At 38.3% G+C, this 20,625-nt stretch carries 17 protein-coding genes and 1 pseudogene; 14 read left to right on the top strand and 4 right to left on the bottom strand.

Annotated features, from left to right (window positions below; translation table 11 throughout):
- Positions 1 to 37 precede the first annotated feature (37 nt).
- The 12 genes from PCY07_RS01450 to PCY07_RS01395 all read left to right on the top strand — a co-directional run bounded on the left by PCY07_RS01450 (position 38) and on the right by PCY07_RS01395 (position 14,318).
- Positions 38 to 778 carry an alpha/beta hydrolase-fold protein gene (locus PCY07_RS01450; protein ID WP_301355070.1) on the top strand — a complete coding sequence of 247 codons (741 nt, stop codon included), beginning with the start codon at positions 38 to 40 and terminating at the stop codon, positions 776 to 778.
- Positions 779 to 799: 21 nt separating this feature from the next.
- Positions 800 to 1,966: an acetyl-CoA carboxylase biotin carboxylase subunit family protein gene (locus tag PCY07_RS01445; protein WP_301355071.1), complete on the top strand. Its 1,167-nt coding sequence runs from the start codon at positions 800 to 802 to the stop codon at positions 1,964 to 1,966.
- Positions 1,967 to 2,192: 226 nt separating this feature from the next.
- Entirely contained in the window at positions 2,193 to 3,161 is a 969-nt protein-coding gene (locus PCY07_RS01440; RefSeq protein WP_301355109.1) for a thiamine pyrophosphate-dependent dehydrogenase E1 component subunit alpha, read from the top strand.
- 16 nt (positions 3,162 to 3,177) lie between these two features.
- Entirely contained in the window at positions 3,178 to 4,170 is a 993-nt protein-coding gene (locus PCY07_RS01435) for an alpha-ketoacid dehydrogenase subunit beta (RefSeq protein ID WP_301355072.1), read from the top strand.
- 333 nt (positions 4,171 to 4,503) lie between these two features.
- Positions 4,504 to 5,547: a dihydrolipoamide acetyltransferase gene (locus PCY07_RS01430; protein WP_301355073.1), complete on the top strand. Its 1,044-nt coding sequence runs from the start codon at positions 4,504 to 4,506 to the stop codon at positions 5,545 to 5,547.
- 41 nt (positions 5,548 to 5,588) lie between these two features.
- Positions 5,589 to 7,295 (top strand): dihydrolipoyl dehydrogenase, encoded by a 1,707-nt coding sequence (gene lpdA / locus PCY07_RS01425; RefSeq protein ID WP_301355074.1) that lies wholly within the window; start codon positions 5,589 to 5,591, stop codon positions 7,293 to 7,295.
- Positions 7,296 to 7,363: 68 nt separating this feature from the next.
- Positions 7,364 to 8,353, top strand: a complete 990-nt coding sequence (locus PCY07_RS01420; RefSeq protein WP_301355075.1) for a lipoate--protein ligase — start codon at positions 7,364 to 7,366, stop codon at positions 8,351 to 8,353.
- Positions 8,354 to 8,571: 218 nt separating this feature from the next.
- A complete protein-coding gene (locus PCY07_RS01415; protein WP_301355076.1) occupies positions 8,572 to 10,581 on the top strand; it encodes a DUF1430 domain-containing protein in 2,010 nt (669 codons plus the stop codon).
- 1 nt (position 10,582) lies between these two features.
- Positions 10,583 to 11,209 carry a putative bacteriocin export ABC transporter gene (locus tag PCY07_RS01410; RefSeq protein ID WP_301355077.1) on the top strand — a complete coding sequence of 209 codons (627 nt, stop codon included), beginning with the start codon at positions 10,583 to 10,585 and terminating at the stop codon, positions 11,207 to 11,209.
- Positions 11,210 to 11,275: 66 nt separating this feature from the next.
- Positions 11,276 to 12,409 (top strand): hypothetical protein, encoded by a 1,134-nt coding sequence (locus PCY07_RS01405; RefSeq protein WP_301355078.1) that lies wholly within the window; start codon positions 11,276 to 11,278, stop codon positions 12,407 to 12,409.
- Between the two features lie 219 nt (positions 12,410 to 12,628).
- A complete protein-coding gene (locus tag PCY07_RS01400) occupies positions 12,629 to 13,555 on the top strand; it encodes an ABC transporter ATP-binding protein (RefSeq protein ID WP_301355079.1) in 927 nt (308 codons plus the stop codon).
- A 1-nt stretch (position 13,556) separates the two neighbouring features.
- Positions 13,557 to 14,318 (top strand): ABC transporter permease, encoded by a 762-nt coding sequence (locus tag PCY07_RS01395; RefSeq protein WP_301355080.1) that lies wholly within the window; start codon positions 13,557 to 13,559, stop codon positions 14,316 to 14,318.
- A gap of 176 nt (positions 14,319 to 14,494) precedes the next feature.
- Here PCY07_RS01395 and xerS read toward each other — a convergent pair whose 3' ends face one another.
- Both xerS and PCY07_RS01385 read right to left on the bottom strand, forming a co-directional pair.
- Positions 14,495 to 15,565, bottom strand: a complete 1,071-nt coding sequence (xerS, locus tag PCY07_RS01390) for a tyrosine recombinase XerS (RefSeq protein WP_301355081.1) — start codon at positions 15,563 to 15,565, stop codon at positions 14,495 to 14,497.
- Between the two features lie 353 nt (positions 15,566 to 15,918).
- Complete coding sequence (locus PCY07_RS01385; RefSeq protein WP_301355111.1) at positions 15,919 to 16,119, bottom strand: zinc-ribbon domain-containing protein; 201 nt, start codon at positions 16,117 to 16,119, stop codon at positions 15,919 to 15,921.
- A 98-nt stretch (positions 16,120 to 16,217) separates the two neighbouring features.
- Here PCY07_RS01385 and PCY07_RS01380 point away from each other — a divergent pair, with 98 nt between their 5' ends.
- Positions 16,218 to 17,231 (top strand): hypothetical protein, encoded by a 1,014-nt coding sequence (locus PCY07_RS01380; protein WP_301355082.1) that lies wholly within the window; start codon positions 16,218 to 16,220, stop codon positions 17,229 to 17,231.
- A 474-nt stretch (positions 17,232 to 17,705) separates the two neighbouring features.
- Positions 17,706 to 18,338 (top strand): annotated as a pseudogene (locus PCY07_RS01375) (IS982 family transposase); the annotation flags it as partial.
- A 384-nt stretch (positions 18,339 to 18,722) separates the two neighbouring features.
- On the opposite strand, the gene PCY07_RS01370 reads toward PCY07_RS01375, so the two are convergent.
- Positions 18,723 to 19,706 (bottom strand): acetylxylan esterase, encoded by a 984-nt coding sequence (locus tag PCY07_RS01370; protein WP_301355083.1) that lies wholly within the window; start codon positions 19,704 to 19,706, stop codon positions 18,723 to 18,725.
- A 105-nt stretch (positions 19,707 to 19,811) separates the two neighbouring features.
- A complete protein-coding gene (locus tag PCY07_RS01365; RefSeq protein ID WP_301355084.1) occupies positions 19,812 to 20,579 on the bottom strand; it encodes an alpha/beta hydrolase in 768 nt (255 codons plus the stop codon).
- Positions 20,580 to 20,625 lie beyond the last annotated feature (46 nt).

The following is a 20,625-nucleotide window of genomic DNA, read 5'->3' as shown; positions in this document are numbered from 1 at the left end:
GACTCAAAACAAATCAATAGAGAGAAAGAGGAAACTTATGAATATTGAACATTTAAGCCACTGGAGTGGCCAACTTAACCGTGAAATGTATGTTAATCGCTATGGACACGCAGGAGTTCCTGTTGTGGTCTTTGCTTCATCAGGTGGAAGCCATAACGAGTACTATGACTTTGGTATGATTGATGCTTGTGCCCAGTTTATCGAAGAGGGACGAGTTCAATTTTTCACCCTTTCTAGTGTGGATAGTGATAGCTGGCTTTGTGATTGGAAGAATCCTCATGATCGAGCTGAGATGCACCGTGCATACGAGCGCTATGTGATTGAAGAAGCCATTCCTTTTATCAAACACAAAACAGGCTGGTTTGATCCGATGATGACAACTGGTTGCTCTATGGGGGCCTACCACGCGCTCAATTTCTTCTTGCAACATCCAGATGTCTTTAACAAAGTGATTGCTTTGAGTGGTGTCTATGACGCTCGTTTCTTTGTTGGTGACTTTGGAGGCGATGAAGCCATTTACCAAAACTCTCCATCTGATTATATTTGGAACCAAAATGATGGCTGGTTTATCGATCGTTATCGTCAGGCGGAAATCGTTGTTTGTACTGGTTTAGGAGCTTGGGAACAAGATGGACTTCCATCTTTCTACAAACTGAAAGAAGCCTTTGATCACAAAAATATTCCTGCATGGTTCGCTGAATGGGGACATGATGTCGCCCACGATTGGGAATGGTGGCGCAAACAAATGCCATATTTCCTAGGCCAAATGTATCTATAAGTAAAAAGGGAGGAGACCTCAATGAATTATATCGTTATTTCACCATATTACCCACAAAACTTCCAACAATTTACAATCGAACTGGCTAATAAAGGGATCACTGTCTTGGGAATTGGTCAAGAGCCATATGAACAGTTAGATGAGCCTTTGCGCAACAGTTTAACAGAATATTTCCGTGTTGAAAATTTGGAAAATCTGGATGAAGTGAAGCGTGCAGTAGCCTTTCTCTTTTACAAACATGGCCCAATCGATCGTATCGAATCCCACAATGAGTACTGGTTGGAATTGGATGCGGCGCTTCGTGAGCAATTCAATGTCTTCGGCGCTAAGCCAAAAGATTTGAAGAAAACCAAGTTCAAATCAGAAATGAAGAAACTCTTCAAGAAAGCAGGTGTTCCTGTCGTTCCAGGCGCTGTTATTAAAAAAGAAAAAGACATTGATAAGGCTGTGAAGAAGATTGGGTTGCCATTGATTGCTAAGCCTGACAATGGGGTAGGAGCAGCAGCGACCTTCAAGATCGAAACGCCAGAAGATGTGGACCATTTCAAGGCTGAGTGGGATGGCCATACAGAGTACTTCTTTGAGAAATTTGTCACTTCTAGTGAGATTTGTACCTTTGATGGTCTAGTGGATCGTGACGGCAACATTGTCTTTTCAACTACTTTTGACTATGCACATACGCCACTCGATTTGATGCTCTACAAGATGGACAACTCTTATTATGTCCTTAAAGAAATGGATCCAAAATTGCGTCAATACGGGGAAGCGATTGTTAAAGCCTTTGGCATGAAAGAACGTTTCTTCCACATTGAGTTCTTCCGCGATGGGGATGACTATATTGCGATCGAGTACAATAATCGTCCTGCAGGTGGCTTTACCATCGACGTCTACAACTATGCTCACTCAATTGATTTGTACCGTGGTTATGCTGCCATCGTAGCAGGAGAACCCTTCCCAGCTTCTGAGTTTGGGCCCCTTTATTGCTTGGCAACTTCTCGTCGTGCCAATGCAGCTTATGCTCTTTCAGAGGAAGAAGTTCTGGCCAAATACCGTGATCAATTCCGTGTGAAGAAAGACATGCCAGCAGCCTTTGCGGAACTTCAGGGAGATTACCTCTATATGCTTACAACACCTAGTCGTGAAGAATTGGAACAAATGATTCATGACTTTAGCCAACGCCAATCATAAGATGACGACCGGTAGGATAGGATCCTATCGGTTTTTTATGTGACTATTGAATGAGATGGAAAAATCTAGAAGTTTGTGAAAAAACTAAACATTTCCTTTTGAAAGCTTATAGTTTCCATAATTATAGTGTTTAGGATTGTGAATTTTTCTGAGCATTATTTTTGACTGAGCTTTCATTTTTGGCTAGAATGAAAGTGAACGAATAAATGCTAAGAAAGGCGAAATGATGGCAACATTAGACAAAAGTCTCTTATTGGAAATGTTCCGTAAAATGGAAGAAATCCGTCGCATGGACTTAAAAATTGCACAGTTAGTAAAAAAAGGGAAAGTGCCAGGAATGACGCACTTTTCTGTTGGGGAAGAAGCAGCTAACGTCGGAGCGATGTTGGCTTTGAACGATGATGATTTGCTGACATCTAACCACCGTGGACACGGACAAGCCATTGCTAAAGGAATCGATTTGAATGGCATGATGGCTGAGATCCTTGGTAAGTATACAGGTACTTGTAAGGGGAAAGGCGGCTCTATGCATATCGCTGACTTGGATGCCGGAAACCTTGGCGCGAACGGGATCGTTGGTGGTGGTATGGGAATTGCAGTAGGTGCTGCCCTTACACAACAAATGAAAAAGACTGGTAAGATTGTCGTCTGCTTCTTTGGCGATGGCGCAACCAATGAAGGTGTCTTCCACGAAGCGGTCAATATGGCTTCGATCTGGAAGCTGCCAGTAATTTTCTACTGTATCAATAACGGTTACGGAATCTCTGCTGATATCAAGAAAATGACCAATATTCAGCACATTCATGAGCGTAGTGCTGCATACGGCATTCCTGGAATGTTTATTCCTGACGGGAACAACGTTATTGATGTCTATGAAGGCTTCCAAAAAGCTGTTGAACACGTCCGCTCTGGAAAAGGACCTGTCTTGATTGAAAGTGTCACTTATCGTTGGCTCGGTCACTCTTCATCTGACCCTGGTAAATACCGGACACGTGAAGAAGTCGAAGAATGGAAGAAGAAAGATCCGATCGAAAACCTTCGCAAGTACCTCCTTGAAAATGAAATTGCAAGCGCAGAAGAATTGGATCAGATCCAAGAAGAAGTGAAAAAAGCAGTTGAAGCTTCAGTGAAATTTGCGGAAGAAAGCCCATTCCCACCACTCGAATCAGCTTTCGAAGATATTTACGCAGACTAAGGGGGAGTAGAGAATTATGGAAACTAAATTAATGTCTTTCCGCGATACCATTATCCTTGCTATGTCTGAGGAAATGCGTCGCGACGAAAATGTATTGTTGATGGGAGAAGATGTCGGAGTTTTCGGTGGAGACTTCGGTACTTCTGTAGGGATGCTGGAAGAGTTTGGTCCAGAACGTGTCCGTGACTGTCCGATTTCTGAGGCTGCGATTTCAGGTGCAGCAGCAGGTGCAGCCATGACCGGACTTCGCCCAATCGTTGATATGACCTTCATGGATTTCTCAGTAATTGCCATGGATGCTATTGTCAACCAAGCTGCTAAAACTCGCTACATGTTTGGTGGTAAAGGGCAAGTACCGATGACCATTCGCTGTGCTGCTGGTAATGGAGTTGGATCTGCAGCTCAACACTCCCAATCTTTGGAATCATGGTTTACTCATGTTCCTGGTTTGAAAGTTGTTGCTCCTGGTACGCCAGCGGATATGAAGGGACTGCTCAAGTCATCTATCCGTGATAACAACCCCGTTATCATTCTTGAGTACAAATCAGAATTCAACCAAAAAGGGGAAGTGCCAGTTGATCCAGACTACACAATTCCACTTGGTGTCGGAGAAATCAAACGTGAAGGAACTGACGTCACTGTCGTAACCTACGGAAAAATGCTTCGTCGCGTGATGCAAGCTGCTGAAGAATTAGCAGAAGAAGGTATCTCAGTAGAAGTAGTAGACCCACGTACCTTGGTTCCACTTGATAAAGAGATCATCATTAACTCTGTTAAGAAGACAGGAAAAGTAGTCCTTGTCAATGATGCCCACAAAACAAGTGGCTATATCGGAGAAATTTCAGCTATTATCTCTGAATCAGAAGCATTTGATTACTTGGATGCACCAATCCGCCGTTGTGCGGGGGAAGATGTGCCAATGCCTTACGCCCAAAATCTAGAGAATGCAATGATCCCAACAGTTGAAAATATCAAAGAAGCCATTCGTAAAACATACAACAAAGAATAATACATAACATAAATTATGTAATATCATTTGAATTAGACGAGGAAACTTTGTATCTTTTTAGGTACAAAGTTCTCTGCGTCCTTAATATCTTAGATTAGAGCACGGGCTAAAGTCTGGGTGAAAAAGATAAACTTTCCTAGAAACTAAAGTTTCTTCGTCAAGTTTCCTATTTTCACTTTGACTTTTGACGCCCTTAGTATCTTATAACTGAATCCGGACGGAGGACTGTGAAAAAAAGATAGATTTCCTTGTGTTCATCGAACACAGCGTCAATCTCCTATTTTTTCTTTGTCCTCTACGTCCTTGATATCTTATAATAGAATAGGAGAGGTCATGGCTGATGATAAGCTAAGAGCGACTCCTGCGGCTAGAAAATTAGCGGATGATCTTGGAATCAACCTCTATGATGTTTCTGGTTCAGGCGCAAACGGTCGTGTCCACAAAGAAGACGTGGAAACCTATAAAGAAACAAATGTGGTTCGCATTTCACCACTTGCAAAACGAATTGCACTAGAGCATAATATTGCTTGGCAAGAAATCCAAGGAACTGGTCATCGTGGTAAGATTATGAAGAAGGATGTTTTAGCCTTCCTTCCTGAAAATATCGAAAACGATACGATTAAATCACCCGCTCAAATTGAGAAAGTGGAAGAAGTTCCAGATAACGTGACACCTTATGGAGAAATCGAGCGTATACCGATGACTCCTATGCGGAAGGTTATTGCTCAACGTATGTTTGAGTCATACTTAACTGCTCCAACCTTTACGCTTAACTACGATGTAGATATGTCTGAATTGCTTGCCCTTCGTAAAAAAGTTCTTGATCCAATTATGGAAGCAACAGGTAAGAAAATCACTGTTACAGATTTGCTTTCACTTGCGGTTGTCAAAACTCTTATGAAACATCCATATATCAACGCTTCATTGACAGAAGATGGTAAAACAATTATCACCCACAACTACGTTAATCTTGCGATGGCTGTTGGTATGGATAATGGTCTTATGACACCAGTTGTCTACAATGCTGAAAAGATGACCTTGTCTGAGTTGGTCGTAGCCTTTAAGGACGTTATCGGACGTACCTTGGATGGTAAGCTTGCTCCAAGTGAATTGCAAAACTCTACCTTTACCATCAGTAACTTAGGAATGTTTGGCGTTCAATCATTTGGACCGATTATCAACCAACCAAACTCTGCTATCCTAGGGGTTAGTGCAACGGTTGAAAAACCAGTTGTTGTGAATGGTGAAATTGTCATTCGTCCAATCATGAGCTTGGGCTTGACCATTGACCACCGTGTTGTCGATGGGATGGCTGGTGCCAAATTCATGAAAGACTTGAAAGCCTTGATTGAAGACCCGATTTCAATGTTGGTCTAATCAACGAGAGAGAATAGAAACAAGAAAAAGAGGGAAATAAAATGGCCTTAGAAGTAATTATGCCAAAAGCCGGCGTAGATATGACCGAAGGACAAATCGTTCAGTGGAATAAGAAAGTCGGCGAATTTGTAAAAGAAGGAGAAGTTCTCCTTGAAATCATGACAGACAAAGTCAGCATGGAATTGGAAGCAGAAGAAGACGGTTACTTGATCGCTATCCTGAAAGGGGACGGAGAAACGGTTCCTGTAACAGAAGTAATCGGTTACCTTGGTGAAGAAGGGGAAAATATCCCAACAGCCGGAGCTGCTGCACCAGAAGCAAGCCCAGCACTAGCTGCAGCAAGTGCTTCAAACGATAACAATAAGAGCGATGACGCTTATGATATCGTAGTGATCGGTGGGGGTCCTGCTGGTTATGTATCTGCTATTAAGGCAGCTCAATTGGGTGGTAAGGTTGCTCTCGTTGAGAAATCTGAACTTGGTGGAACATGCTTGAACCGTGGATGTATCCCAACCAAGACTTACCTTCACAACGCTGAAATCATTGAAAATATCGGTCATGCGGCAAACCGTGGTATTATCATTGAAAATCCAAGTTTCTCAGTAGATATGGATAAGGTTCTTGAAACCAAGAACAAGGTCGTAAATACCCTCGTCGGTGGAGTTGCAGGACTTCTTCGCAGCTACGGAGTGGATGTTCACAAGGGTATCGGTACCATTACGAAAGATAAGAATGTCTTGGTCAATGGTTCTGAATTGCTTGAAACGAAGAAAATCATCCTTGCTGGTGGTTCAAAAGTTAGCAAGATTAACGTTCCTGGTATGGAATCATCCCTTGTCATGACCAGTGACGATATTCTTGAAATGAATGAAGTCCCAGAAAGCCTCGTGATCATCGGTGGTGGTGTTGTCGGGATCGAACTTGGTCAAGCCTTCATGACCTTTGGTTCAAAAGTAACAGTCATCGAAATGATGGACCGCATCGTTCCAGCTATGGATGCAGAAGTATCTAAGAACCTTCGTTTGATCCTTGAACGTAAGGGTATGACCATCTTGACGGATACTAAATTGCAAGAAATCATTGAGGAAGATGGAAAACTCCGTATCAAGGTTGAAGGTAAAGATGATATCATCGCGAATAAAGCCCTTCTTTCAATCGGTCGTGTTCCAGACCTTGAAGGTATCGGAGATGTTGAATTTGAATTGGATCGTGGACGGATCAAGGTCAATGAATACATGGAAACATCTGTTCCAGGTATCTATGCGCCAGGTGACATCAACGGTACTAAGATGTTGGCCCACGCTGCCTTCCGTATGGGTGAAGTTGCCGCTGAAAATGCCCTTAAGGGAAATCATGCTGTTGCCAAATTGAATTTGACTCCTGCAGCCATCTACACCCTTCCTGAAGTTGCGGCAGTTGGTTTGACAGAAGAACAAGCTCGTGAGAAATACGATGTTCAAATCGGTAAGTTTAACTTTGCGGCGAACGGTCGTGCCATTGCATCAGACGCGGCTCAAGGATTTGTTAAAGTCATTGCAGACAAGAAATACGGTGAAGTTCTTGGGGTTCACATCATTGGTCCAGCTGCTGCTGAATTGATCAACGAAGCTTCAACCATCATTGAGATGGAAATCACTGTAGAAGAAATGCTCAAGACCATTCATGGCCACCCAACCTTCTCAGAAGTGATGTACGAAGCCTTTGCGGATGTACTTGGCTTGGCTGTTCATTCACCTAAGAAGAAATAGTATTTGAAATGATAGAGTGGCTGGACAGCAAATGCTGGACCAGTCTCTATCGTATATAAAGGAATCTTATGAAATACATTATTAATTATTCAAATGATACTGCTTTTAATATTGCTTTGGAAGAATATGCCTTTAAACACCTTTTAGATGAAGATCAAATCTTCCTACTTTGGATTAATAAACCATCTATTATCGTTGGTCGCCACCAAAATACCATCGAAGAAATCAACCGTGACTATGTTCGGGAGCATGGGATTGAAGTCGTTCGTCGGATCAGTGGTGGTGGGGCTGTTTACCATGATTTAAACAACCTTAACTACACTATCATTTCAAAAGAAGATGAAAATAAGGCCTTTGACTTCAAGAGTTTCTCAACTCCGGTGATCAACACCTTGGCTCAGCTTGGAGTAAAGGCTGAATTCACGGGTCGTAACGACTTAGAGATTGATGGCAAGAAATTCTGTGGGAATGCCCAAGCCTATATCAACGGACGCATCATGCACCATGGTTGCCTTCTCTTTGACGTGGATTTGTCAGTTCTTGCCAATGCACTCAAGGTGTCTAAAGACAAGTTTGAGTCTAAAGGGGTTAAATCCGTTCGTGCTCGAGTAACTAATATTATCGATGAGTTACCAGAAAAAATCACAGTTGAAGAGTTCCGTGACTTGCTTTTGGACTACATGAAGAAAGAATACCCTGAGATGACAGAATATGTCTTCTCGGATGAAGAATTGGCTGAAATCAATCGTATCAAGGAAACCAAGTTCGGTACCTGGGATTGGAACTATGGAAAATCTCCTGAATACAATGTCCGTCGTGGCACAAAATTCCCAAGCGGTAAGGTTGAAATCTTCGCCAACGTCATTGAATCAAAAATCCAAGACATCAAGATCTACGGTGACTTCTTTGGTATTGAAGATGTTGCAGCAGTAGAAGAGGTTCTTCGTGGCGTTAAATACGAACGTGAAGACGTCCTCAAATCCCTTCAAACCATTAATCTTGGCCGTTATTTTGCAGGTATCACTGCAGAGGAAATTGCTGAAGCAGTGGTGGAATAAAGTCAAAAGAGATTCGCAGTAGCGGATCTCTTTTTTGAAACTAGTTTCACATAGAAATTATTGTTTTACTAAGGATTTTGTAGTATAGTAAAGGTGGAGAAATGTATTCGTTTACAAAAGTATAAATAAAATTTTAAATACTCAGCAATCACTAAACAAGGAAATTGATTGACTAGCTGAATAATATTTACCTTTGATGCTTTAGAAAGTGTGATGATATGAAACGTGTCTTTATTATTTTATCAAACCTTTTCATCTCTAGCTTTTTAATTTGGATTGCCTTTATTTCTCCAAATACGCTTGTCCACCGCAGTCTTCCGGTAGTAAGTGTGCAGAGACAAGAAAAGAGCGTCACATATGAAGACTTATCTTCCAGTTTAGACCGTTTGGCAAGGGAAAATCATAGTATAATTGCCGGTCAGATACAAAGAACAGATTCTAAAGGGCAAGTTGTTTTCACCTATGATATCTTCGGAGAGGGAAAACTTCCTTCTGGAATTAAAAAAGAGAAGAAAGAACTGGCTGCCAAAGAAAGCCTGATAACGAATTATTATGTATTATCAGGTGAATTAGAAACTGAAAAGCTGGATCAAACGCTTCATACTCTTGGTTTCTCACAAACTTTTATAGAGAAACCAAATCCTCTGCAGACCTTTATTGCCTTTTTTGGCTCAGGTTCACAATCACTTGCCTTGGTTATTTTTATCATTAGTTTTAGCACTTTGACGATTATCCAGAAAACACTTGAAATGAGAAGCGCTGGGATTCGATATATCTCAGGAATGAGACGCTTGCAGCTTTTCGGACATTCTTTAAAAGATGATAGTATAGAGTTGCTTTTTGGATGTATTGCCACAAGTATAATGGGTGCGGTTCTGATTTATTCCTTTCGATTAACACCTTTTACCTATTCCGTCATCATTTCGAGTAGTATCATTTACAATGGGATGTTACTTATTTTATCTGCTATCTTATCTTTCCTCTTTGCATATAGTATTCAAACAATGCATTTAGTCACCCTTCTAAAAGGGAAGGTTCCATTGAAGCGCATTTTGGTTTTCCTCTTTATTTGTCAATTTCTCGCTGTCACACTAATTGGTCTTGCAGTTCATCGAATCAGTATTTATGGATCAGTCTGGCAAACTTACCAGGAGGGAAGTGAGGCTTGGTCTAAACAATCGAATTGGGTCCAAATTGGTACAAATCGAGAATATTTCTATCATAATATCAGTAAAGAGGGTCTGAAGGAGGATGTGGAGAAATGGTCCAAGCTCATCGAGTCTGGTATTGAAAATGGTGGTCTTTTAGCTTATCATAATCTCGTATTTTTTAGTTCAAAAGGAGTTATGACGGATCCTAGTACAGGTAAAGAGTTTTCAATCACAGATTACGATCCACTTGCACGAACTCTTTATGTAACTCCAAATTACCTAGAAATCCAAGGTGTACCAGTATCTCCTGAAGAGAAAGATCACTTAAATCACTTACAAGCAGGAGAATTTGGTCTCTTGCTTCCGGAAAAATTAAAAGGTCGAGAAGAGGAGATGATTAAACGATATGAAGATTATCTATCTCCTCGAGATGATCAAGGAAATATCGCTTTATCGATGAAAGCACGGGTGACCTATCTTCCTAACAACCAAAAACGATTTATCTATAATAATACACCGATGAGCTATAAGCAATTCTTTACAGATCCTATTTTAGTGGTTATTCAACCTGAAAGTTTTGGAGGCTATGTGAATCCATATTTCACCCATCTAAATCCCTACCTTTATTTTAATGGACTTCAGAATAGTAAGAAGCTAATCGCTGAGTATAATCTTGAAAAAAGTGTTAGTCAGTACGACTATGCAGTGGACGTTTACCAGCAAATGGCCCAAAACATACAAATAGAAAATCTCATGGCGATTGCAGGAGGAGTCTTTGGTATAGCAACCTCTGTTCTTCTTTTTAACACTATGAATTTCCTATATTTTGAAGAGTTTAGAAAACAAATCTTCTTGAAGAAGATTGCAGGTCTGGGATTTGTAAACATTCACCAAATGATTTTGCTCTCAGAAAGTAGCCTCTTACTATTAGGAAGCCTCCTGACATTCCTTCTCACTCAAGAATGGTGGATTGCTCTTGTCACTCTCTTGCTATTTATTACTAATGCTTGGTTCATTCTCTTGTACCGGTCTCATAAAGAAGACCACTTGCTAGCCACTGTACTGAAAGGAGCCTAATATGATTAGCATAGAACATTTAACCAAATCATTTGGCCAACGAACGGTATTTCAAGATTTGAGCTTGCAATTTACAGAAGGTAAGGTCTATGCTCTGATCGGAAATAGTGGGTGTGGTAAAACAACCTTGCTTAATATCTTGGCGAAGATAGAACCTTATAAAGAAGGGAATATAAGCTATAAAGGGCAGGAACTGAAACAAATCAAACAACATCACTTCTTTAAGCATGAATTAGGCTATCTTTTTCAAAACTTTGGCCTGCTTGAAAACGAGACCATCGCTAAAAATTTAGATTTGGGATTGATTGGTCAAAAATTAACAAAAAAGGAGAAGAAGCAGCAAGAAGAAGAAGTGCTAAAAAAAGTAGGACTGGCTTACCTTGCTCTGGATCAAAAGATTTATGAATTATCCGGTGGCGAGGCACAACGTGTCGCATTAGCTAAAGTTATTTTAAAGGATCCACCTGTAATTTTAGCCGATGAACTAACTGCAGCACTTGATCCAGAAACCTCTCAAGAGGTGATGGACTTGCTCTTAACGTTAAAGAATCAAGAGCGTTTAATCATTATTGCAACCCATAATCCAGTAATTTGGGAAAAAGCTGACGAAGTGATAAAACTCAACTAGTCCATGGCTGAAGAATGGTAGGATCTTCTATATTATCTTTTATAGCTATTCCAGAGGTATAGGCTGATGAAGAAAACAGATCATGTCAAACAAAAATTTTTAAGTTTTATCATCCTTGGTATTATCATTCTCTTATCAGCCTGCACTCTTGTAGGGCCACAAAAAAAATCTCCTTCCGGTAGTACCAATGTGTCTAGGAAAATAGGGTTCGAGGAAAGAAAGGCAGAAGACTTATTAAAAAATTCTATTTCTATCCCTTATCCAGATGGGAAAATTTTTACACCTACCGCACTGTCAAATGATGGGATTGCCTATGGCGAGGCTGTTGACCAAGGACATGATGATCAGAATTATCTTGCCAGTATGAATTTACATACCAAGGAATTTCAAAAGATAAAAGATGTTGATAAGACATCTAATCTGACTCATGTAGCTGTCAGCTATGTTGATCATGATATTGTTGTTTTTGAAGAGTATGATCAACTCAATCAGACAGGGATTTACTATCTTTGGAAGATAAAGGACAAATCTTTAACGACACTGATCGATAGGAGAACTATTGGAACAGTTCCAGTTACTCAAGTAGCTCGATCCAACCAGAAACTCTTTATAAATTATGAAGTAGGCGATAGCCTATATCAAATTGAAGAATTTGACCTTGAAACAGGGACTCATCAGACGATTGAATCAGAAAATAGCGGTTTTCCGACTGTATTTAAAGATCACTTGTATTATGTACAAATTGATAACACAGCTTTAACTACAAAAATTGTAACCTACTCCTTAATTGATGGGCAGAAAAAAGTTATAGATCAAACAAAGGATGATCAACGCTATTATGTCGATTTATTGACGAACGGGCACAATCTCCTTTACTTGGTTGCAAATAATAAAGATGCTTCATTTACCTTTGAAAATAAAAACCACAAGAAGATATTTTCTACTTCACAGGCAGAAACCTCCATATATCGCAATATTTATCTCACTTATATGGGAGAAAGAAGAAGTGAGGAGCGTGTTAAATCTCAATATTATTTGTGGGATTTAAGGCATCGGATTCATTATTTATATGATCATGGCCCCATTTTACTCTCGGATAAAGGGATTCTATGGGTTCAATTCAAAAAGAAGGATAGTGAGATTCCAAAAGGTGAAATCTATCGAAATAAATACTCCGTAATGCGCTATCAAGAATGGTAGAAAGGAGAAAAATCATAAGAAAGTTTGTCTATTCATTGTATTTCTGAGTTTTCTTTGCTTATCTGGATGTAAAGATATACAAAAATAAAGCCAAACAATTTCTTCCATCTCTTATAAAGTAACTTTCTCTTCACCAACAACTATCTAAGGAATACACGACACACTGCACCAATAACAGCAGAAGTGCAGAGCGATTAAGAATAAGGAAGGGAAGACGAAATGGCACTATTACAAATTATTGGTCTAAATAAATCGTATAACAAAAAGAAAGTAATTGAAGATTTATCATTTGAGTTGCAGTGTGGCGAAATAATGGGGCTCATTGGACAAAATGGTTCTGGGAAAACTACAATATTCAAGACGATTTTAGGTTTAGTAAAAAAAGAATCTGGTGAAATTAAAATCAATGGGAAATCAATTGATGGGAAATCAAAGGGCTATTTGAATAGTATTGGTACAATCATTGAATACCCTACATTTTATGAATCTTTAACAGCTAGACAGAATTTAATGCTTATTTCTAGTCTTTATGATGAAGTAAACTTATCAAAAGAAGATCTTTTAAACTATCTGCGTTTGGTAGGTTTAGAGGATAGTGTGGATTGTAAAGTATCTAGTTTTTCATTAGGTATGAAACAACGTTTGGGTCTTGCTCAAGCATTAATACATCAGCCAACTATCTTATTATTAGATGAACCATTCAATGGATTAGATCCCATAGGAATTAAAGAGTTTAGAGACTTACTCATTGAGTTGTCCCAAAAAGGAGTTGGGATTGTAATTTCGAGTCATTCATTGGAAGAATTAAGTAAGTTAGTGGATACAGTTACAATTATCAATCAAGGGAAAGTAATATTCCAAGGGAAAAAGACAGAATTTTTATCACTTGGATCTATAAAGAATGTTTGGTTGTTGAAAACTGATAACATAGAACTTACAAAGTCTATCTTAAATAACTTAAACATTGATTTCTCTGAGAGAATGGAGCAACTTGAGTTATCTTTAGATATAGAATCACTAAAAGAAGTAAAGGAGAAACTACTCACAGAGTTACTTCGCCAGGATATCTCCATCATAAATTTTTCTGAGAAACAAAATAATTTTGAAGATATTTTTATCAAAATGCAAATTGATATGGAGAATTGATATGTTTAAATTAATAAAGATTGAGTTGTTCAAATTATTCGCTGAGAAAAAGATTTTCTATGTTTTTGGAGGGTTTATTGGTGTCATTTCTTTATTGATACTGTATCTAAGAATGGTTGCATCAGAATCTTCATTTGGAAATGTTTTTAAAACCACCAGCGATACATTTTCGATATTTGCTATGATAGTTGGAGTTATTTTAGCATTGGTACCGTTTTATCAAGAAATCCAGCAAAAAACAATTAAATCATTGTTAGTGACGCCGGTTAAACGAGTAGAAATTTTGTTTTCAAAATTGTTAGCATCTATTTTTGTCTCATTCTTATTTTTAGTTGTTTTATTTCTAACATCTTTTCTAGCAATAACATTATTATTTGGATTTTTTACAGTTGGAGCTTACTCTTCCTCTGCAGATAATATGCTTACTTTTACTGCTGGATTAATACAAATTATTACAACGTTTTTTACAACTATTTTTTATAGTACAGCAATTATTTGTTTATTTTTGATATCAAATTCTTTATCGGGTGCTCTAGTTGGGGTTGTTTTGTTAAGAGGTTTAGGAGAACTGATTTCAAGAAGTTTATTAGACCAAAATAACTTATTATTATCTTTTAGCCCATTAGGAGTATTGAATATTTTAAACCCTATTTCAAGGAATATTTCGATAATTAGCTACACCATTCAACTACTTTTAACTGTAATCTATTCAATAGTAATTTTTTACATTGCTATTAAACTGTTTGAAAACAAAGAATTCTAAGGATTGCTTCAAAATCAAATTCATGAATTGGGAAAATGATTTCCAATTGGAGTAAGATATCATACAAAGAAATGAAGTTAAATATAGGAAAGAATAAAAGAGCGTAAGATTCCATAAAAAAATCTTACGCTCTTTTTCTAATAGAATACCTTTTACATAATTTCCGTTATGTAATCTTATAAACTATCCAAGGCATTCTTTTGTTCATCATTGACAATATGGGTATACAAGTCAGTAACTTGGGTGCTAGCATGTCCCAGTTGGTGGCTGACCAAAACCTGTGATTTGGTTGCATCATAGAGGCGAGTTGCTAATGTATGGCGAAGTTTGTGGGGTGTCACGCGGACTTTGAAGTCTTCTGAATACTTGGCCACCATTTTTTCAACACTAGAAGCATCAATCCGGTTTGGAACACCTCGATACAAGGTCAGAAAGAGGGCTATATCAGTCTTTTCTGTTTTGTAACGTTTGTCTCGGATAGCAAGATATTGCTCCAGATAAGGCTTAGCAAAGGCAGCAACATTAACCGAGTCTCGTTTTCCACCTTTTCGAGTGACGTCAATCACCATCATCTTAAGATTGAGGTCACGAAGGTCCAAGTTGACTGCCTCAGATAAACGGACGCCAGAGGCAAGAAGGAGTGCGATAATGGCTAAATCTCGCTCTTTATTCTTATTAAAGGAGGATAAGGCGCGATTTGAGAGAGTTTTGGGGTATTCCTCATCTATATAATTCAAAAACCCCTCTGTTTCATCCCCTAAAAAGAGCTTTTGTTTGATATTTTCAGCCCGAGCCGCCAAGGTTTCTTTCTTTTTCTTGGTAGCAACCTTCTTCATGACATTACGGTAGAAATAAGGTTCCCCTTGCTCGTTTTCAACCTCCTCAGTCAAATACTTATAAAGACTAGATAATGCAGAAAGGGTACGGTTAATGGTTGTTTGGGAAACCCCGTTTTTTGTCGTATTGGCATTGAGCAGAGGACGTTCACGTAAGTAAAGAATAAAGGATTCCATATCTTTCTTGGTCATGTGCTCCAGAACGTCTAAAGGAATCTCGGCCATGGTATCAGCATCCGATATACCAGATTCCAAAACCCAGGTGAAAAATCGATCGTATTCCTTTAAGTATTCGTACAAGGTCGTAAAACTGTATGGAACGGCCAGTTTCGATTGGTAATATTCTAAGACGTACCAAGGCATGACTTGTTTGAGTTTATCAATCCGTTCTAATAAGATCTCGCGTTTCATGTTTTTCTCCAAATCTTTCTATACTAGTAGTATAGCATAACCAGATATATTTTTCAAGAAAATTATAGTTTTTCGGAAAGATGTTATAGGGGTTCTATTAATTAACAAAAATTTTTTTTTGAGCCTAAAAATAAAAAAATAACCAAAAAATTTTTTTAAGCCAATTACACTCAATTATGTACTTTATTTAAGTGAACACTGGAAATTTTTAAAGCCGTTCATCTTCTGTAAAATGTACTTTATTTAAGTGAAAACTAAAAATTTTTCAAATGTACATTTTGACAACAAAAAACACTCTATAATCAATTTAATGAACTTTAGAGTGTTTTTACTTTGTTTGATTTTAGTATTCTCTAGTATATCTTTAATCTAACAAAATGCTCCTGTTTTCTTCTTAAACCTTTGCAAATTGGGCAACTTATTAATGAGCGCTTTTTATACTTAATTTTTTCATTAATTTTAAGTTTGTATCGATGATTTGAGTTTTCCTTACATATCCACCATACATTAGTATTACTTAATTCAGTTATTTCAGTTGGATTTGCTAATAAAATATTATTAAGATAATCCTATTCTTTTAATATTTCTTGTAATGTGGTAGACTAGATATGAATTTTGATGGACGATAATTAGGTCAGACAAAAGGTTACATATGGAAAAATTAGTTTTTATCGGAATGCTAGTTTTCTTGGCAGTTGTGTTTATTGGAATATTGTTTTGGCTGCGTTATAGAATGGAGAACACCTTTGAGAACGGTGTTCCAGTGTACGATGCCCCAGCAAATAATCAGACTAGAACGAGTAAGCTAAGCGTAGGAGAGTATGCAGTGCACATAGTTTTAATACTAATTAGCGCTGTAATTGCCTTTAAGGTCATGGGCATGTTCCGTCATGGGGCGGCGCCAATTGGTGCTGCTATAATCACGCCTTCTATAATGGCGCTTTTCAATGCACGAAGGAGAACCGGGAAATCTTGGATAGGTATCGTTGCAGTGCTTATGATATTCGTGTTTTTGATGTTTGTATATATAATTATAGGTCTACCTGATAACGCACCTCCACTTAAAATTGACAGAACTGAAATTCATCTTACAGAGACTAAGATTTCGGATTTGATAGACCAGGGGTTTGAAATCTATGTGTCAAATGGTAGACATGATTATCCTAATTATAATGAGCTTTTGACAACGGGAAGCTATTCTAAATACCAAGGATCGGGGGTTAGCGTACCAAACGGCTTTAAGCCATATGACTCAGCAGTTACGCGATCGACTTATCTTCTTGTAAAGAAGAATGTAGTTCTCGGATGTATAGGTGTTTACGGAGATAAGAGGAAGAGTACGGAGCTGAAGGACTGTGTAGTTACGCAGGTTTGCTTCGATTCTGAATGCACAGCAGCTGCTAAAAAATATGGAATTCCATATAATATAGATGGTATAGATTTGCTAAAGAAGCTTGACGAAAACGAGTTCACGAAAGTATTTGGGAAAAAAATATGGCTGACTCCAAGCGAGCCAAGAGATGAATATTTGGGTCATTATGGCGTGCAGTGGGGAGCAGGTAACAATGAATTCTTTTGGAATCATTATTTTATGAATTTAGACCTTAATTCGAATAATGATATAGTTAATTTTAATTTTAGTTCTAATATTGCAGCAGAGCGATAGAAGAATTTGCAGGGATAATTAGGTAAAATGAAAAAGAAAAAAGTACTAAGTAAGACAAAGTATGCTATTTATCTTCTAGTGGTCCACCTTATATGCATACTTTTCACTATAAGCAAAATAGTGATACCTTCATGGGGTCACTGGTTAGAGACGACACGCTTTCTTTGGACAAGCATTCCTACCTATGTATGCGTGTTAATAGCCATTTTCCCAATAGTATGCTTTTGGCCATATTTGATTAGTGCAGATTTTAAGCCAGGTACATCAAAGACCTTGCTTGCTACTTTTGGTCTAATAGTAGGTAACGTGACTCTGATTTTGATATATACGACTATTTTGCACAAGGTATTATAGGTATAAAAGAAATCCCTTTATAGGGATTTTTTGATTGCTTCAAGTAGCTCGTCATATTCTTCAAATGCTGGAACCTCAGGATGCTCCTTCTTGATTGATTCGGTGCTTCTAAACAAGAATCCTTGTGGGTGTCTCCTTGAAAGAAGTCGGTTTAACCGACGGTCAAGGCAGTTGATTTGGTTAGTCCAAATTATTCGGCAAGCCATAAATACTCAAATTTCTCCCAATAACATTGTCATCATAGATAGTTTCCCCTTATCACTTTGTCAACTAGTCCGTAACCATAGAGCACATGTTTTTAATGAACTAGCCGACATTGGTTACAATTCCTCTAAGCACCTTTGGGTCTATGGATTCAAAGTACATATGCTGGTCACCCTATCAGGCTATATTCTGAATTATGTTGTAACGCCTGCCTCAGTACATGATATTAGGGCAGTTGATGACTTACTAGAAAATTGTTCTCAATCCTATGTTTTAGCTGATTTAGCATATCTTAACTATGTACTCAGAGAACAGTTGAAACAGAAAAGTTACCATCTTTGGACGCCTTTACGTTAAAATATGGCAAGAGCTAAACAACATAATCATTGGAAACTAATGGCTATGAGACGGACTATTGAAACTCGATTTTCAGAACTTTGTGCTTTTTTTGATGTCGAACAAACACTAGCTAGAGGCTTAACAGGATTGCAGTTGAGAATGGAGCAAATTGTACTGACTTATAATCTGAGATACTTTGAGATTAACTAGCACCACGAGTAAAAATCTATATCTTACTATCAATAAGACCTTAAATGAGTAGCAAAAATGTACAATTGAACCACTACTTCTTCTGCATCTATTAAAGTAAAAATGTACAAATCAATTCCTTAAATCAGATGATGTTATGAACTAGAAAATATACAAAATAACACTTCAAAATAATGTACAAAATAAAAAAAAAGTACACTCCTTAAAGAATGTACTTTATGCTTCTAATTCAGTTGTATCAATAGTTTAGCTCACGTTAAGTCAATTGTACATAAACTTTTAGTTTTATAGGACTGTTTTGTATCTCTTTCTATACTAGATCCCTTTTAACCACAATAAAATCAGCAAATCTCATGGATTTACTGATTGTTTTTCTTCTCTAACTTATTTTTCTACATACTGAAATGGAATCTTGCTACCACAGAGCCAATTATAGACTCGATCATTGACTTGAACGTTCATAGCTTCATGAGCATATTCTGGCATGATTAAATGCTCTTTTGGACATTCTAAGCGATTATAAATGGCAAACTGCGCTTCAGGATAACAAACATCATCATCCAGTCCTGTAATCATGTGAACTTGTCCTTTGATGCGATGGGCAAAGTTTTTTACATCAATATAGGCTAAAGTCTGCATCAAACGATCTTCAGTTTCGTGAAATGGATCATGGAACTTGAAATAACGGAAAAGCTCGTCATAGGCCTCACTGGTGTTCCCGATCTCTAATACACGTCTGAAATCCGATAAGAATGGATAAATGGCCACCGTTCGTTGTATACGAGGATTCAATCCAGCAGCCACAAGAGCCAGGGCACCACCTTGAGAGGCTCCATAGCTGGCAAGTTTGCTGTCGTCTACTTGAGGGAGGCTGGCTACAATTTCAATTAACTGGTAAAGGTCTAAGTAAACATCCTTATAAAAGAGCTCATCCCGACCTTCCACGGCTCCACGTATAATCTGTCCTTTTACGGTATTCCCAAGTGGTGAGCGATCTCCATCGGTTGAAAAACCTGACTGGCCTCTCACGTCCATAGATACAACACCATAGCCTGCTACTGTATAAGCCAGCATATCAGCCCAATCCCAACAACGGCCCATATAGCCATGAAAATGGAAAATAACGGGAACCTTTTGTTCCGTTTTTGGCAGGATCATTCTTGAATAGACAAGGCCATTTCTGGTTCCTTTAGAGGTTAATTCATAACAAATCACATTTGGAATGCTGAAATCTCGTTCTTCGAGCTTGTATTCAGGCAGTTCAGTCATCTTTGCTAGGGCTTGATCCCAAAAGGCATCAAAATCTGCGGGAAGCTCATCCCGTCCCTTGTAATCTTTCATTGTCTCTAGTAATTTAGGATCTTTCATATAATCCTCCTTAGGTATATGTAATCGCTACCAAAAATGTACCATATTTACTTAAGGATTGCAAGAGACAAACAAAAATTACATAACCAAAATTATGTAATTCGCTTATAGATTCAAAAATATACTTAATTGTTTCACTAGATCTGGATTAGTGGGTAAAGCTGAATGATGAGCTTTACGACCGTTTAAATTCACTTCTGTATAAGTTTGATTGTCAAAAATAGATTTTGCTGCTTGTGCACTAGAGAGAGGAACGATGCCATCTGATTTTCCAGCAAAGCTACCGACAAAATTAAGGACCTCTACTTCTTTTCCCAGGCGATGCTTCCATGTTTGAAAATCTTCATACATCTCTTGATTGAATTGGTAAGGACTACCAATAATAGCCAACTTGCTGACGGTTACCTTCTTTTTCTCTAAAAAGCCACTTTCCAGTAAACCAGTCAAAACCAGTCCCCCATTGGAATGCCCGACTGCCTTAAACTCTGTAAAATGATAGTGATCAAGAAGATAGGTTAAAGCGATCTTAAGGGATTCGATTTGCTGCTTGATATTGCTGTAGCCATCTCGATTGTTCTCAAAGCCAATCACAATCATCGGATTCGGCTCTTTCGTATTCAGTCTTCCTTCCATCTCTATAGAATCATCTTTGTTGACTTTTATTTTTAAGAGACTCTGTTTTTTTCTAGAAAAGCGATGGAGCATGTGGATGGTTCCGTTGAATCGCTGTATACTGGCTGAACTCCCAGGTACAAAGATGATTGGTCTAATCGGTGGTTTCTTCGACCCTTTAGGAAATTCAAAGGGCTTTCTGTGCGAAGAAAACAATCTTGCAAAGAAACGAATGAGTTGTTGAAATAGTTTTTTTAACATGTTTCCTCTAGTAGTAGTTTCTAAAAGAACCCAGAACAGTGTGTTC

Origin of the sequence: Streptococcus sp. SP1, from assembly GCF_030440005.1 — a bacterium.
Taxonomy (GTDB): domain Bacteria; phylum Bacillota; class Bacilli; order Lactobacillales; family Streptococcaceae; genus Streptococcus; species Streptococcus parasanguinis.
This window is presented reverse-complemented; position numbering and strand designations above follow the sequence as displayed.